The 15,307-nt window shown below is 71.9% G+C and carries 12 protein-coding genes; 4 read left to right on the top strand and 8 right to left on the bottom strand.

Annotated elements, in window-relative coordinates; translation table 11 throughout:
- Positions 1-54: 54 nt before the first annotated feature.
- The gene (locus AB0I03_RS06245) at positions 55-2,289 is read right to left on the bottom strand and encodes a carbohydrate-binding protein (protein WP_360407275.1); all 2,235 of its coding nucleotides are present in this window, start codon (positions 2,287-2,289) and stop codon (positions 55-57) included.
- Positions 2,290-2,476: 187 nt separating this feature from the next.
- Between AB0I03_RS06245 and AB0I03_RS06250 the strand changes: the two genes are divergently transcribed.
- A complete protein-coding gene (locus tag AB0I03_RS06250) occupies positions 2,477-5,254 on the top strand; it encodes a Tat pathway signal sequence domain protein (protein WP_360407278.1) in 2,778 nt (925 codons plus the stop codon).
- Positions 5,255-5,509: 255 nt separating this feature from the next.
- On the opposite strand, the gene AB0I03_RS06255 is transcribed toward AB0I03_RS06250, so the two are convergent.
- A complete protein-coding gene (locus AB0I03_RS06255; RefSeq protein ID WP_360407281.1) occupies positions 5,510-6,100 on the bottom strand; it encodes a DUF2017 domain-containing protein in 591 nt (196 codons plus the stop codon).
- Complete coding sequence (clpS, locus tag AB0I03_RS06260; protein WP_360408116.1) at positions 6,100-6,396, bottom strand: ATP-dependent Clp protease adapter ClpS; 297 nt, start codon at positions 6,394-6,396, stop codon at positions 6,100-6,102. Before clpS ends, AB0I03_RS06255 begins: the two co-directional genes overlap by 1 nt.
- Before the next feature lie 162 nt (positions 6,397-6,558).
- Here clpS and AB0I03_RS06265 point away from each other — a divergent pair, with 162 nt between their 5' ends.
- Positions 6,559-6,966: a four-helix bundle copper-binding protein gene (locus AB0I03_RS06265; protein WP_360407283.1), complete on the top strand. Its 408-nt coding sequence runs from the start codon at positions 6,559-6,561 to the stop codon at positions 6,964-6,966.
- 157 nt (positions 6,967-7,123) lie between these two features.
- Here AB0I03_RS06265 and AB0I03_RS06270 read toward each other — a convergent pair whose 3' ends face one another.
- Complete coding sequence (locus AB0I03_RS06270; RefSeq protein WP_360407286.1) at positions 7,124-7,867, bottom strand: SDR family oxidoreductase; 744 nt, start codon at positions 7,865-7,867, stop codon at positions 7,124-7,126.
- Between the two features lie 137 nt (positions 7,868-8,004).
- Between AB0I03_RS06270 and AB0I03_RS06275 the strand changes: the two genes are divergently transcribed.
- Positions 8,005-8,835 (top strand): helix-turn-helix domain-containing protein, encoded by an 831-nt coding sequence (locus AB0I03_RS06275; protein WP_360407289.1) that lies wholly within the window; start codon positions 8,005-8,007, stop codon positions 8,833-8,835.
- A complete protein-coding gene (aac(3), locus tag AB0I03_RS06280) occupies positions 8,832-9,641 on the top strand; it encodes an aminoglycoside 3-N-acetyltransferase (protein WP_360407292.1) in 810 nt (269 codons plus the stop codon). Before AB0I03_RS06275 ends, aac(3) begins: the two co-directional genes overlap by 4 nt.
- A 139-nt stretch (positions 9,642-9,780) precedes the next feature.
- On the opposite strand, the gene AB0I03_RS06285 is transcribed toward aac(3), so the two are convergent.
- From AB0I03_RS06285 to AB0I03_RS06300, 4 genes are all read right to left on the bottom strand, one after another.
- On the bottom strand, positions 9,781-11,010 hold the full coding sequence (locus AB0I03_RS06285; RefSeq protein WP_360407295.1) for an MFS transporter: 1,230 nt from the start codon (positions 11,008-11,010) through the stop codon (positions 9,781-9,783).
- Positions 11,007-11,195 carry a hypothetical protein gene (locus AB0I03_RS06290; RefSeq protein WP_360407298.1) on the bottom strand — a complete coding sequence of 63 codons (189 nt, stop codon included), beginning with the start codon at positions 11,193-11,195 and terminating at the stop codon, positions 11,007-11,009. The genes AB0I03_RS06285 and AB0I03_RS06290 overlap by 4 nt, the downstream gene beginning before the upstream one ends.
- Positions 11,196-11,283: 88 nt before the next feature.
- Positions 11,284-13,050: a YcaO-like family protein gene (locus tag AB0I03_RS06295; RefSeq protein WP_360407300.1), complete on the bottom strand. Its 1,767-nt coding sequence runs from the start codon at positions 13,048-13,050 to the stop codon at positions 11,284-11,286.
- On the bottom strand, positions 13,043-15,289 hold the full coding sequence (locus AB0I03_RS06300) for a YcaO-like family protein (protein WP_360407303.1): 2,247 nt from the start codon (positions 15,287-15,289) through the stop codon (positions 13,043-13,045). The genes AB0I03_RS06295 and AB0I03_RS06300 overlap by 8 nt, the downstream gene beginning before the upstream one ends.
- Positions 15,290-15,307: the final 18 nt, after the last annotated feature.

Consider the following 15,307-nt stretch of genomic DNA (forward strand, 5'->3'; position numbering starts at 1 on the left):
TTTCCGTTGCAGTGGGCCGCCGCCGCCCGCTCGTGGCGGGCGGCGGCGGTTCGGTCAGTAGGTGATGTCGGGCCGGGGCGGCGTGCTCATGCCCGCGCCCAGGAAGTAGTCGACGTGGTGGGACTGCATGTAGCCCTTCACGGTCATGTCGTTCCGGTAGGCGGGGTTGTGCGCCAGGGTGTACAGCCGGATGTCGCTCGGCCGGTCGGTGGTGAAGATGATCAGCTGGTTGTACGAGCTGTTGGGGAGCACGACCTCCTCGCGCCAGTCGCCGAAGACGTCGGCGAGGAGCGTGGGCTGGCTGCGCGGCCCGAGGACCCCGCCGTAACCCGTGGTCAGTTCCAGCCGCGGCGCGCTGTTGGTCGGGGTCGGGTTGCTCGGATCCCACTTCTCGATCTTGCCGCTGTTGAACAGCTCCATCGTGATGTCGCCGTCCCACCACAGGCCCATCTGCGGGTAGGGCCGCAGACTGGTGTCGGGCTCGGTCAGCCGGTTGGTCGGGGCGTTGTAGAGGCCGTCGAACGACCAGACCTCCATGCCGGGGTGCCGCGGGTCGACGTCACCGGCCATGCCGCGGCCGACGTCGGCAGTGCCGCTGCGGGTGTGCTTCCAGATCATCTGGCCCGTCGCGGCGTCGTAGTAGTACTCGCGCAGCCCGCTCGGGTTGTCCTGCTGCACGCCGTAGCCCTCCAGGCCCGGGCGGCTCGGATCCATGTCGGCGATGTGGAACCTGTCGCCGTGGACGATGCCCTGGCTGCCCAGCGAGTAGCGCAGGGTGCCGTCGCCGTTGAGGACGAACCCGATCTCGGCGAACTCGTCGGTGCCGTTACCGTCGACGTCGATGCAGCGGCTGTTGTGCCCGTCAGGGTGGTTCCCGTTGCCGCGCAGCCACTTCCACTGCATGTCGACACTGGTGCCGTCGAACTCCCAGGCGGAGACCATGAGGTTGAACCCGCCGCTGCCGACCCGGTTCTTCATGAAGGCGACCAGGCTCGCCTGCTCGCCGTCGAGGTGGCAGGCGGCGAACCGGGCGTACATCGGGCCGTCGGAGAGGTAGTCGGTCGGCACCTTCGCCGAGTCGCGCAGTGCGCCGGTCCGTCCGTCGAGGATGGCGATGAACTGCTCGGTGTTGTTGGCGTGGTTGAACCTGACGCCGTTGCCGAAGGTCACGCCGTTGGCGATCCTGACCGCGACTTCGGCTCGACCGTCGCTGTCGAAGTCGTAAACCGTGACGCCGTCGTTGTGGCCGACGTTGATGGTGGCCGAGCCGCCCTCGATGTTGTTCTGGTCGGTGCTGTTGGGCCCCATGTTGACTTCCCAGAGGAAGACGCCCTCGTTGGAGTAGGCCTCGATCTTCTGCGGGGAGGTCTGGCGGTCGACCACGTAGTCGTAGTCGCCGTCGCCGTCGAGGTCGCCGACCCAGGTGAAGTTGATCGGGCCGCCGTTGCGCAGCGGGATGCGCACGGCCGGTTCGTCGGCGTGGTTGGCCGTCAGCGTGAACCCGGGGCTCCGCGCCTGCTCGACGCCGCCGACGACCGGGGCGACCCGGTACGTGTTGGCCTGGGACAGGTTCGCGGCGCGGTCGAGGTAGTTGGTGCCGCCCGTCAGCGGACTGGAGTTGAGCTTCACCTCGCTGCCGCCGCCGGCCGACCGGTACACGTTGAAGCCGATGCCCGTGGGGTCGAGGCCGAGCAGTCGCCAGCTGACCAGGACGCTGCTGCCGTTGCGCACCGCCACGACGCCGCGGTCGAGGTCCTCCATCGGGCGGGAGCCCTGCGTCGGGCCGCCGCCCATGGCGACGTCGAGGTAGTCGATGTTGGCCAGGCCCGAAGCGGTGGTGGCGACGAGCCGCACGGTGTTGGCGCCGGCGTTCACCGGCACGGTGACGGTGTTGGCGGACCAGGCGTTCCACGCGCCGGTGTTCGCGAATCCGACCGCGCTGCGCGCCGTCGAGCCGTTGACTTGGATGTCGGCGGGGCGGGTGTCGCTGCCGCCGTTGGCGTAGCCGACCTCGATGGTCGCGGTGCCCGCCTGCGGTGCGTTGAAGGTGAAGGCGACGGCCGAGCCGACGGCGTTGGGGGTGTTGCAGAATCCGGTCCCGGAGAACCCGGAGTGGTTCGTGTCGATCGTGCCGTCGCAGGCGGCCGGCGGCTGCTCCGCCTCGTACCTGCCGTTCTGCGCGTGCGAGGGTGCGGCGCTCGCGGTGAAGCTCCCGACCGCGGCCAGCAGGGCCACGGCGGCTCCGGCTGCCCAGCGGCGCAGGGGCACCTTGCGTGTAAACGTTTCCATGATTGCCTCAATCATGCCTGTTGATTTGCGCGCCGGTGCAGGGGGTCGCCATCAAAACCATGAGCGTGCCCACGTCGGTCGGCTGATCCGCAGCCGGTTGACTAGGCATCGACGCATGGCTATATTAAACCATTCCGATGTTAAAACGGTTTACTCCTCGACGTCGATTTTTGCCCTTGGAGGCACGATGACCGACTCCTCACCGGCAGCAGCGCCGCGCGCGCTCACCGAGGAACCGCCCGGCGGCGTGAGCCGCCGGGGCGTTCTCGCCACCACCGCCGGGATCGCCGCCGCCGCGGCCTTCCTCGAATCCACCCCCGCTCACGCCCAAGACGAGGCGGCCGACGACGCCGGACCCGACTCGGTCGAATTGCGCTGGCTCGAAGGCGAGCCCACCGAGTCCCCCGGCTCCACCTGGGGCGTCCCGTGGGGACCGGGCCGGTTCCCCGCCGACCAGCAGTTCAAACTCACCGCCGAGGGCGGCGCCGCGGTGCCCGTCCAGACCTGGCCGCTCGCCTACTGGCCGGACGGCTCGCTCAAGTGGACCGGCCACGCGATCGGCCCGGCCGCGACCGCCGAGACCTTCACCCTCACCGCCGGCGCGCCGGCGGCCCCCGCGTTCGCCGTCTCGGTCTCCGAGTCCAAGAACCACATCGACGTCAACACCGGCGTCATCACCGCCCGGATCGGCAAGAAGGGCACCGACCTCGTCAAGCACATCAAGCGCGGCGACCGCACCCTCGTCAAGGGCGGGCACCTCGTCAACATCACCCAGGACGAGGCCCCCGACCCCGAGACCGGCTCCGTCAGCCGCGACCGGTACACCAGCGACATCGACGAGGTCGTCGTCGAGCAGGACGGCCCCGTGCGCGCCGTCGTCAAGATCACCGGCAACCACCGCAAGAGCCGCGGCAAGACCTGGCTGCCGTTCACCGTGCGCCTGTACTTCTACGCCGGCGGCGAGTCCTTCCGCATGGTGCACACCTTCATCCACGACTCCGACGGCGACGACGCCTTCATCGCCGGGCTCGGCGTGCGCTTCAAGGTCGCACTCACCGACGAGCACTACAACCGGCACGTGCGGTTCGTGGGCGAGGGCCACGGCCAGCTCACCGAGGCCGTCAAGGGCATCACCGGCCTGCGCCGCGACCCCGGCGGGGCCGTGCGCGCCGCCCAGATCGCAGGCAAGGCGCTCCCTGACCCCTCCACTTGGGACCAGCGGGTCACGACGCGCCTCCACTGGATCCCGAACTGGGGCGACTACTCGCTCTCCCAGCTCAACAGCGAGGGCTACGCGATCAAGAAGCGCACCAAGAGCGGCTACGGCTGGGTCCCGGTGGACCAGGGCCGCCGCGCGTCCGGGTTCGGTTACGTCGGCGGCGTCTCCGGCGGATTCGGGTTCGGCATGAAGGACTTCTGGCAGCGCCACCCCACCGGCCTGGACATCCGCGGCGCCCACACCGACGAGGCGACGGTGACTGTGTGGATGTGGTCGCCCGAGGCCCAGCCGATGGACACGCGGTTCTACCACGACGGCATGGGCCAGGACACCTACGCGAAGCAGCTCGACGCCCTCGAGGTCACCTACGAGGACTACGAGCCCGGCTTCGGGAGCGCCTACGGCGTCGCCCGCACCACCGAACTCCAGTTCTGGGTCACCGAGACCACGCCGAGCCGCGAGCGGCTCGGGAGCATGGCCGACGTCGTCCGCGCCCAGCCGCAGGTGATCGCCCCGACCGAGCACATGGCCGCGGCCGGCGCCTTCGGCGGCCTGTTCGGACCGGTCGACCGCACGCATCCGGTGAAGGCCGAGGTCGAGGACTCGCTCGACTTCTTCTTCGACTACTACCGGGCGCAGCAGGACGAGCGGCACTGGTACGGATTCTGGGACTACGGCGACGTCATGCACACCCAGGACGACGACCGCAAGACCTGGCGGTACGACATCGGCGGCTACGCGTGGGACAACTCCGAGATCTCGCCCGACATGTGGCTGTGGCAGCAGTACCTCCACACCAACCGCGCCGACGTCTTCCGCTTCGCCGAGGCCATGACCCGCAAGACCAGCGACGTCAACACGTACCATCTCGGTCCGTGGGCCGGGCTCGGCAGCAGGCACAACGTCCAGCACTGGGGAGACTCGGCCAAGCAGGTCCGCATCTCGAACGCCAACTACCGGCGGTACCACTACTACCTCACCGCCGACGAGCACACCGGTGACCTGCTGCACCTGCTCGCGAACAGCGAGGAGACCTTCCTGACGCTCGACCCGATCCGCAAGATCCGGAACCCCGACGAGGAGTACGTGCCCGATCGGAACGCCCTGAGCATCGGCTTCGGCACCGACTGGGGCGCGCTCGTGTCGGGATGGCTGGCCGAGTGGGAGCGGCGCGGCCCCGACTGGGAGGCGTGCCGCCAGAAGGTCCTGGGCACGATGGAGACGATCGCGGCCCAGCCCAGCGGGTTCGCACAGGGGTCGGGACTCTACGACATGGACACGGGCCGATTCCAGATCGCGACCGCGCCGGTGGTCGAGCGCAGCAACCTCAGCAACGCGTTCGGCCGCATCGAGATCTGCAACGAGCTGACCCTGCAAGTGGACATGCCCGAATTCGAGGAGGAGTGGCTGCGGTACTCCCGCTTCTACACCGCCACCAGCGCGGAGCAGGAGGCCGAGTACGGCGGCAGGTTCGCCGACCTGTTCATCTACTGCTACGCGCGCGCCAACGCGTTCGTGTACCTGCGCACCGGCGACGAGTCGCAGGCGAAGCACGCCTGGCACCGCTTCCGGAACCCGCTCAAGTCCTGGGAGATCCGCCCGAACCCGGATCGGGAGGCCACGAACGTGACCGAGACGCTCAACCCGACCACTTGGTACTCGATCGCGACCAACGAGATCGCCCAGTGGGGCCAGGCGGCGGTCCAGATCCTCGCCCTGGCGGGCGACTTCGTCCCCGACGAGTAGTTCGCAGTGAAGGAGTAGGCCGCGGCGGAGGCGGCGCCGAGCCTCCGCCGATGCGGCTCCGAGCACTCCGAGCCTCGGCCGATGCGGCTCGGAGCCTCCGCCGATCCCCCTGAGCTGGGGATTCGCGAAAGTGTCGGACCCTTGTGGGAGGGTGTCCTTTTCGGTTGGTCGGAGGCGGACAGCGGGTGGGTAAGGGGCATCCCCTATGCCCGTCCGCGCCGCCTCCGCCCCCGCATCGGCCCGCAAACGCCCAGGCTAGAGGGACCGCATCATCGCCTCGACCAGCGTGTCCTGCAACGTGGTCAGCCACCCGTACGAGTACACGAGCGGGACGCGCGGGTCGTCGTCATCGAGGTCCATCAGCGCCTCGAAATCCTCCTCGTCGACGATCTCGAGCCGCGACGCGAGCACGAGCCGCAGGTCGTTCAGGGCGCCGAGCCACTGGCGGCACTCGTCCGGCTTCAGGCGCAGCGTCTTGCGCCGGCGCCCTTCCGGGGCGAGCGCCTCGAGCGAACGGATCACGGCCTGCGCGTCGTCCCGCTTGCGGGCGCGCAGATCGTCCTCGGTGTAGCGGCGGAACTCCGCGGAGGCGGCCTGCGCGTCGCCGTCGGGACCGAGGTCGGTGTAGGCGTCGGGGAAGAGCCGGGCCAGCGCCGGGTCGTCCGGGCGCTCGGTCGGGCCTTCGCGGAAGGCCGAGGCGATGAGGTCCTCGGCGGTGGCGCCGGTGCCCTCGCGGGCGTCGATGAGTTCGAGCATCTGCTCGGCGTAGGCGCGCAGCAGCCCGGCCTCGAGCTCGTCGAAGGACGCGGCCGCGCCGCCGTCCTCGGCTGTGAAGTAGCGGCTCATCAGCGGTCCTGCCGCAGGGTGGCCCAGAGGCCGTAGCCGTGCATGGCCTGCACGTCGCGTTCCATCTCTTCGCGGGTGCCGCTGGAGACGACCGCGCGGCCCTTGTTGTGGACGTCGAGCATCAGCTGGTTCGCCTTCGCCTCGGAGTAGCCGAAGTACGACTGGAAGACGTACGCGACGTAGCTCATCAGGTTGACCGGGTCGTTGTGCACGAGGGTGATCCACGGGACGTCGGGCGCGACGGTCTCGGAGGGCGTCGCGGCTCGCTCGGTCTCGACCGCCGCGGCGCATCGCACCGGCGGGAGGACGGGTGTACTGGCTGGCACGTGCCCATGCTGCCATCCGGGTGCGGGCCGGCGGCGACCGCCGGTCGGGTCGGTGACGCGGCGGGTGCCGCTTACTCCCGAGGCGGCCGGGTACCCGGAGGGCCCAGTTCGCCTGATCGAAGGGATGCCGCCATGACCATCATCGCCACTGAAATGCTCCAGGCCTATCCTGCGGACCTGGGCGGGATCGACCGGCAGAAGCTCGCCGAGTGCATCCAGGACTGCTATTCGTGCGCGCAGGCGTGCACTGCCTGCGCCGACGCGTGCCTCAGCGAGGACGACGTCGCCATGCTCGTGAAGTGCATCCGCTCGGACCTGGACTGCGCCGACATCTGCTTCGCGACCGGGCAGGTGCTCTCGCGGCACACCGGGTACGACGCGAACCTGACCCGCACGATGCTCGAGGCCTGCGCGGCGGCCTGCAAGGCCTGCGGGGACCTCTGCGCGGAGCACGCGCACATGCCGCACTGCGAGTACTGCGCGCAGCAGTGCCGCGCCTGTGAGCAGGCGTGCCGCGAGCTGCTGGGCGCGCTCGGCTGATCCGGCCCGCGAAGCGGGCCCGGCGCTGCGCCGGGTCCCGTTGCGCACGTCGCGAGGCGGCGTCGAAGGCGCGGCCGCGTCGGGCGCCACTCGCGACGGTTCGCTCCCAGGCGCGACCCGCGGGGGCAGGCCTCGCCGCCTCCGCCTTTCGCCGTGTCTAGACCATGCCGCCGTTGGCGCGCACGACCTGGCCGTTGACCCAGTGACCGGCGGGCGTGGCGAGGAACGCGGTGACCTCGGCGATCTCGCGGGGCTCGGCGAGGCGCTCGAGCGGGTTCAGTTTCGCGAGCCGGTCCACGAGCTCGTCGCTCTTGCCTTCGAGGAACAGCTCGGTGGCGGTCGGTCCGGGCGCGACGGTGTTGACGTTGACGTCCCGACCGCGCATCTCCTTGGCGAGCACCATGGTCAGGGCCTCCACCGCGCCCTTGCTGGCGGCGTACGCGCCGTACGTCGGCAGCGCGGTGCCGATCACGGAGGTCGAGAACAGTGTGATCGACCCGCCCGGGCGGACGCGGCGGGCCGCCTCGCGGGCGACGACGAACGCACCGCGGATGTTGGTGCGGTGCAAGGCGTCCATCTCGTCCAGGTCGATGTCGGCGACCGGCGCGAGCGCCATGCGCCCGGCGGCGTTCACGACCGCATCGACCCCGCCGAACCGGCTCTCCGCCTCGGCGAACATGCCGGCGACGGCGGTCTCGTCGGCCACGTCCGCCCGGTACGCCAGCGCCCGGCCTCCGGCGGCGACCGCCTCTTTCACCGCCGCGGCGGCCTCGTCGGCGTTCCCGGCGTAGCCCACCACGACCGCGTAGCCCTGCTCGGCGAGACGCCGCACGACCGCGCGGCCGATGCCGCGCGATCCGCCGGTCACGATGGCGACGCGAGTGCCGTTGTCGATGCTCATTGGTGCTCCTTCATTCGAGGTGTGGCACCCATCGTGACCCCGAATGCCGAGGTCAGCCGCGGTTGCGTTGACCCCGGGGTCGCCGACCCCCCTCTTGGCCGCTCGCCCGGGGCCGCCGGGGCGTGGATGATTGCAGGGTGGACGCTTCTGCACTCGCCGCCTTCCTGCACTCGCGCCGCGACCGGCTGCGGCCCGGCGACGTCGGGCTGACCGCCGGTCCGCGTCGCCGCGTGCCCGGCCTGCGCCGCGAGGAGGTCGCGTTCCTCGCGAACGCCTCGATCGACTACTACATCGAGCTCGAGCGCGGGCGCGGCGTGCAGCCCTCGGTGCAGATGCTGCTGGCGCTCGCCCGGGCGCTGCGCCTCACCGGCGACGAGCGCGCGCACCTGTTCCACCTGGCCGGGCATCCGGCCCCGCCGCCGGGCGAGCCGTCGCGCGAGACCGACCCGTCGCTGCTGGCGCTGCTCGAACGCCTCGACGGGACGCCGGCGCGGATCATGACCGACCTGCTCCAGCCGCTCGCGCAGAACCGCCTCGCGGCCGAGCTGCTCGGCGAACTGGACCCGGTGGGCGAGCCGGGCTACGCCCAGAGCACTGTCTACCGCTGGTTCACCGACCCGTCCGCGCGGGCGATCTACCCGGCCGAGGACCATGAGCGCCACGCGCAGTCGTTCGTCGCCGACACGCGGGCCACCGTCGCTCGGCGCGCCCTCGCGGGCGGTGCCGCCGAGGCGGAGAAGATGATCGCCGACCTGCTCGACCGCAGCGAGGAGTTCGCGCGGGTATGGGGGGCCTGGAACGTGGCGGTGCGCCGGTTCGACCGCAAGCGCCTCGTCCATCCGGCGATAGGCCGGATCGAGCTCGAATGCCACCACCTCTTCACCGAGGACGGCGGCCAGCGCCTGCTGTGGCTCGCCCCGATCGAGGGCACGGACGCCGCCGAGAAGCTCGCTAAGCTCAGTGGATGAGTGACATTCCCGAGGTGCTGACACGGTCGAGCCTGGCCGGTGATCTGCGCCGGATCGGCCTGGTCGAGGGCGATGCGGTGATGGTGCACGCGGCTTTCGGGCGTGTGGGGCCGGTGCTGGGCGGTCCGGATGCGCTGGTGGAGGCCCTGTTCGACGTGATCGGTCCGAAAGGGACGGTATTGAGCTATCAGGACTGGGAGCTGGGCGTCGACGTGTGGGACGAGGACGGCCGGGTGGCGCGGGAGCTGCGCGAGCACGTGCCGCCTTTCGATCCGGCGACGGCCCGGCCGGCGCGCGACCACGGGGTGCTGGCGTCCGTGATCGGCACTCGTCAAGGCGTGCGACGCAGCGCGAATCCGGGTGCCTCGGTGGCGGCCGTCGGCGCCCGCGCCGAGGATTTCACGGCGGGCCATCCGCTCGATTACGGCTACGGGGAGGGCTCGCCGTTCGCGCGCCTGGTGGCGGCCGGCGGGCGGGTGCTCATGGTCGGCGCGCCGCTCGACACGATGACCCTCCTGCACCACGCCGAGCACTTGGCGGTGCTCCCGGGCAAGCGCCGCATCACGGTCGAGTACCCGCTTGCGACGCCGGACGGCGTGCGCTGGCGGGTGTGCACCGAGTTCGACACGAGCGAGCCGGTCGTGGAGGGCCTGCCGGAGGACTACTTCCGGCTGGTCGTGGAGGACCATCTCGCGACTGGTGCAGGGCGGCGCGGACTGATCGGCCGCGCGGAGAGCGTGCTCGTCGAGGCGCCGGACGTGGTGGCGTTCGCCGTAGCCTGGCTCGAATCGCGCTACGGTCGCTGAGCCTCCTGCGGCCTGTCGCGCCGGGTGAGGAGCGGATCGCCCGAGCCGGTGCGATGGCCGGGGCCGAAGAACGCGAGGCCGCGCCGCTGCGGTGCCTGCGAAGGCGTCGAAGGCGTCGAAGGCGTCGAAGGCCATCGCGTCACGAGCGCTGCGGCCTGGTGCGCCAGGCCAGGACTGCGGCGATCGCGAGCGCCGCGACGAGCGGCATTGCCAGCGCCGCTGCGATGCCTGTGTAACCGAAGAGCGCCAGGCCCGCGCCGCCGAGACTCGCTCCGGCGAAGGTGCCGAAGGCCATCGCGGCGGCGTTGACGCTGAGCGCGGCCGAGCGCACCGGGCCGCCGCGGCGGATGATGAGCGCGGTGATCGCCGCGGCCGTGACGGCGTGGCCCGCCGACTGGAGACCGGTGCCGACCACGGCGGGCGCGAGCGAGGGTGCGGCGAAGAGCAGGACGAGGCCGGCCATCGCCGTCACGACGCCGCCGAGAAGCACAAGGCCGACCCGGTGCTGGTCGGAGGTGCCGGCGATCCAGCGGCCGCCGAAGTAGTTGCCGAGGAAGAACGACAGTCCGCTCACGGTCCACACCAGGGTGAACACGGCGGCGTCGAGGTCGAAGGCGTGGTCGTACCAGGCGGCCATGTAGGCCAGGCAGCCCATGAGCGCGGCGGTGCGCAGGGAGGCGGCCGCTATGAGCGCCAGCAGGATGCGGCGGCCCGCGATCCGCCGGAACGCGTCGAAGTAGCCCGGGGGTCGCTCCGGGCGTTCCGGGGGCCGGTGGCGGTCGGGGTGGAGGGCGAACCCGATCGCGAGGACCGTGGCGAGGGCTGCGGTCATGACGAGGGCGCCGCGCCAGCCGGTCTGCGCGGCGACGACGCCGATCACGGGCCCGGCGGCGACGGCCGCGAGGGCCTGGGTCGCGGAGACGAGGGTGGCGGCGCGTCCGGAGGTCGCGTCGTCGTCGTACCGGTCGGCGGCCGAGGCCAGGAGCGCGGGGACGAGGATCGCGGTGGCGGTGCCGATCGCGGCGCAGAAGACGGTGAGCGCCGTGAAACTGCCGTGCAGCGCGGCGAGCGAACCGGCGGCCAGGATGGCGAGCGCGAAGGCGCTGACGCGCTGCTTCGCGAACCGCTCCAGGAGCGGTGCGGCGGCGACGCCGACGGCGAGCGAGGTGATGCCGCCGAGCCCGCGCAGGGCGCCGACGGCGGCCACGTCGCCGCCTGCGCCCTCACTGATGGGCACCAGGAACGTCGAGTAGACGGTGAACGGGAGGAGGCTGACGGCCGAGGCCAGCAGCAGCGGCCACAGTTCGGCCCACAGCCGCGCCTCGCTCGGGGCCGCCTCCTGACGCGGAGCCTGGTGCAGGGTGGTCACCGGATCGCGTTCAGGTGCTCGGAGAACGACGCCGTGCCGACGATGATGCGGGGTCCGCTGATGGCCTTGAGCGGTTCGTCCTCGGGGGCGGCGGCGCCGTCGAGGATCCCGGGGCGGCCGGTGGGCGGATGCGGCGCGATCCGCGGCACCCGTTTCGGCTTGGGCGGGGCCGCGAGCGTCGACATGTGAAAGATGATGACAGTGATTGCCGAAAATCGGCTAGCCGAGCGGCCAGTTGTGACCTGAGCGGTGTTTCCGGTCGGACCCGGTGCCTCACCAGCCGGGGTAAGGGGTCGTTTCGGCCGGGGCGTTCCAGCCGAGGCGTGCGGCGGCGGAGGCGAGGCGGGTTCGCGGGTCGAGGGGGAACGCGGCCGGTTGGACGCGGGCGAGGCCCGGCACGATGGCGCGGACGACGCGGTAGCCCGCTTCGGCGACGCGGTCGGCGGTGGCGTCCACGATGACGACGCGGTGGTCGCGTTCGAGGGCGGATCGGATCGAGTCCGGTTCGGGCGCTTGCGGTTTCGGATCGCCGGGGGTCGTGCGGTCCCGCACGAGCGCGGCCACGCGGGGATCGAGGCCGAGCTGGACGTGGCCCATCGGGTCGATCAGGCCGCGGAACCCGGGCCCGAAGGCGTCGAAGTAGCGGCGTTCGGGGTCGTGCGGCGCGAGGCCGGCCACGGCGCCGTTGCCGAGGGCTTCGGCGTGGCGGATCAGGCTGTCGGGCGAGTCGAGGTCGCGCGCGGAGGCGTGCTGGATGAGGGCTTCGACGACGGCGAGTTCGGCGGCGCGTTCGCTGGAGCGGTGGGCCGCGAAGCCGAGGGAGACGAGGTCGCATGCGGGGTCGTCGACGACCGCGAGGCGGACCGGGACGCCGGCGGTCGAGGGCACCTGCAGGAGCCGGAGTTCGAGTCGGCTTGCGCCCCAAGCACTGCGGAGCTTCTCAGGCACGGGGGCCGCCGGGAGTCTCGCGTCGCGGCCCGCGTGCCACCAGACGGCGACCGCGTCGTGCGCGGCCACGTGGGCGCAGGCCCGCTCGGCGGCCTCGGCGAGGGTGCGGCCGGCCTTCATGCCGGTGAAGTTGTGGCCGTGGAAGACCTGGGCCGGGCTGAGGCCCGCTTCGAACCAGCCGACGTGGACCAGGCTCAACGGGACCCAGCTGCGCCTGCCGCGCTCCTCCCCCGCGAGCCACCACAGGGGACTGTCGGCGTCGCATCTTGCGAAGGGGAAGCCGGGCTGAAGGTGGAGCTCCGGGTCGTGCGGTTCCCAGTCGGTGATCGCGACCGCTTGCTCGCCTTCGAGTTCGGTGAGGGAGGCCAGGCGGGGCTCGCCTTGGCCGAAGTACGCGCCGCAGTAGTGCTCGACCCCGGAGAGGACTGCGGCCTCGTCGTCCTCGTCGAACGTCCCGGCCGGGGCGAGGGCGTCGACCTGGAAGCGGGCGTCGATGCTCGCGAGATGCGGCAGTTCGGCGTGGAGGTGCCTGAAGCCGGGCGGAAGCGCGGGGTCGGGCGGCCGGGCGGCGATGCGCCGCACGACGCCCGTGAGCGGATCGACGGCCGGCGCGGGCCGGAGCCGATGGGGTTCCCAGGTGCCGGTGCGGGGTTCCCAGCGGGTGAGTACGCCTGGCGATGGCGGGTCGAGGCGGCCGGTCCCGGCTTTGAGCGATGGACCCGATGCCGCTGGGCCGCAAAGGGTTTGGGCGTGATCCGGGTCGGCGACGGTGGCGCGCAGGCAGGCGACGGCGGCCGGTGCGTCGCCGGGCGCGAGGCGCATCCGGTGCCAGTGTCCGGCGAAGGGCCAGACCACGGTCCGCGGAGTCGCGACGGCGAGCAGCGCCTCGCAGGAGTCGAGCACCAGGTCGTCCCGGTCGAGTTCCGGCGGGACGACCGGTGCGGCGGCGGCCGCGAGTTCGGCGGTGACGTCGGCGCCGTCCGGGCCCAGCAGGACCTCGGGGGCGGCGCCGACGATCCACCGCGAACCGTCCCCCGCGACGACGAGCGACTCGTCGCCGAGGCCGTAGACCCAGAGCGGCGTCTCAGGCATGGGGAATCGGGAAGTAGTTGAGCTCCGACTCCGCCAGTGGCGAAGTGCTCCAACCGTTCTGGACGGCCAGGTCCTGGAGCGCGCCCTTGCCGAGGAACGGGAACGCGGCGGGCGCGTTCCCCACGGTCCCGGGCACGATGACGCGGACGGCGGCCATCCCGGTCGAGGCGATGTCGGGCGTGGTGAGGTCGACGACGATCACTTCGAGCCCGCGGGCCTCGACGGCCGCGCGATAAGCGTCCACCGTGCGCTCGGGCAGTGAGGGCGTCGCGGCTAGCGGCCGCGTCGCGCCGGGCTCGAGCAGGTGCGCCATGCGCTCGATCGAGCGCGGGTCGAGGAAGACCTGCTGCTGGACCATGAGGTCGTCGCAGTCGCGCATGTCCTCGCGGTAGTCGTCGAGGTAGCGGCGGTCGGCCCGCCAGGGCTTGAACGAGCGGCTGTTGAGCTCGCCGCTGCGCATCGCGGCCCAGTGCGCGCCGCGCGGGTCGGCCAGGTCGCGGGTGCCCTCCTGGAGGGTGAGCGCCTCGGTCCAGGCCTTGGCCACCGCCGCTTCGGGGGTGTGGCGGGAGGCGAAGCCGACGTTCACGAACGCGTCGACGTCGTTGTGGAGGACCCCGGCGGCGACCGGTACGCCGAACTCGTTGTCGAGCATGATGATCGAGGGACGCTGGCCGTGCGCAGGATCGACGCCGTCCCACAGCCGCGACAAGTCCGCAGTGGACTCGCTGGCGGGCAGCGGGTGCCCGTTGATCCACCACACCATGGTCGCGTGCCGCTCGATGACCTCTTCGAGGCCGGAGACGATCGCGTACTCGAGGTTCGGGCCCGCGGCGATGCCCGCGAAGGGGCAGAAGTTGGTGACGGGCGCGGCCGAGTACCCGGCGGTGAACCAGTTGACGTACACCATGCTGGCCGGGACCAGCACCGCTTCATTGCGAGTGAGGGAGCGGCCGGGGACCCAGTGGACGTCGAGGTCGCGGGTCAGCGGCGCGAAGGGGAAGCCCTCGGTCCGGTACTGCTCATCGGAGTACAGCACCAGGTCCTCGGGATCGAGCACGCGCACCGCGCCCTTGCGCAGGTCCGCATAGGACCCGTAGGTGACCGGCAGCGTGTCGAGCAGGTTGCCGCAGTAGCGTTCGACGGCCTCGCCGACGGCGCTCGCGGCGGCCTGCCCGGGGTCGTCGAAGGCCGAGCCCTGGCAGGAGGTGTTGTTGGCCCACCGGCTGATCAGGCGCATGTTCGCCACGTCCGTCTGGGCGGTGGCGAGCGCGGGCGGGACGCTCGGGTGGTGGGCGATGAAGCGCGTGCGCTGCACGAGGCCGGAGACGGGGTCGACGAGGTCGGCCGGGTCGTGCGGGAGGGTCGAGCCGATCACGCTGCCCGGAAGCGGCAGCACCGGGTGGGCGCGAGTCTCGCCGGCGGTGGTGATGTGGACGGCGGTGTCGCCGTCCAGGCCGGTCGCGTCATCGTCCTGTGTGGAACCAATGAGGAGTGCAGCGAGGGCTTCGAACGCTCGGCCCATCTCGTGCGGCGCGAGGCCGCAGTCGCCGGTGAGCGAGGGGGTCCGCAGGGCGCGGTGCGCCGCGGGGTCGACGGCGGCGGCGAGCCGCCGGGCGGCGAAGTCCTCGTAGTTCGCGCCGACGCCGGGCGTCACGGCCGGCCCCGCCCAGATCTCGGAGCGGGCGACCTCGACGGCGACCCAGGGGGTGCGGGCGTCGGCGCAGTGGCGGTCGAAGAGCGCCAGCGTGGCCTCGTCGCCGCCGCGTACGCAGTGGACGAGGAGTTCGCCGGTGCGGAACGCGCGGTGGATGACCCGCTGCCAGTCGGCGGCGTCGATGCTGCGGGCGGTGCGGCCGCGGGCGCGCAGGGCCTGGAGCAGGGCGTCGACCGCGGCGGGGTCGCCCAGGAGCAGCGGATCGCCCGGCTCGGCCTCGGACTCGTCGCCCGGCTCCCAGACCGGTTCGGCCGCAGGCGGTGCGAGCAGTCCGGCCGGTTCCGGCGCGGCGAACGCGCCGCCGGATTCCAGGACGGCCCGCAGGTCGGCGGCGGCCTCGGCCCAGTCGGCGGGCAGCAGCGGCGAGGGGTGCCCGGCCAGGGCGTCGACGAGGCGCAGCATCGCGTCGGGCGCGACGTCAACGGTGAACGAGGCGCCGTCAGGGGTCGTGATGAGCGCGCGCTCGCCGCTGAGGGCGCGAATCTCGACGCGCGGGACGGCGACGGCGGTCGGGTCGGTCGGCATGGTCGCTCCAGAGGATGG

It is taken from the genome of Glycomyces sp. NPDC021274 (genome assembly GCF_040641195.1).
Classification (GTDB): domain Bacteria; phylum Actinomycetota; class Actinomycetes; order Mycobacteriales; family Micromonosporaceae; genus Glycomyces.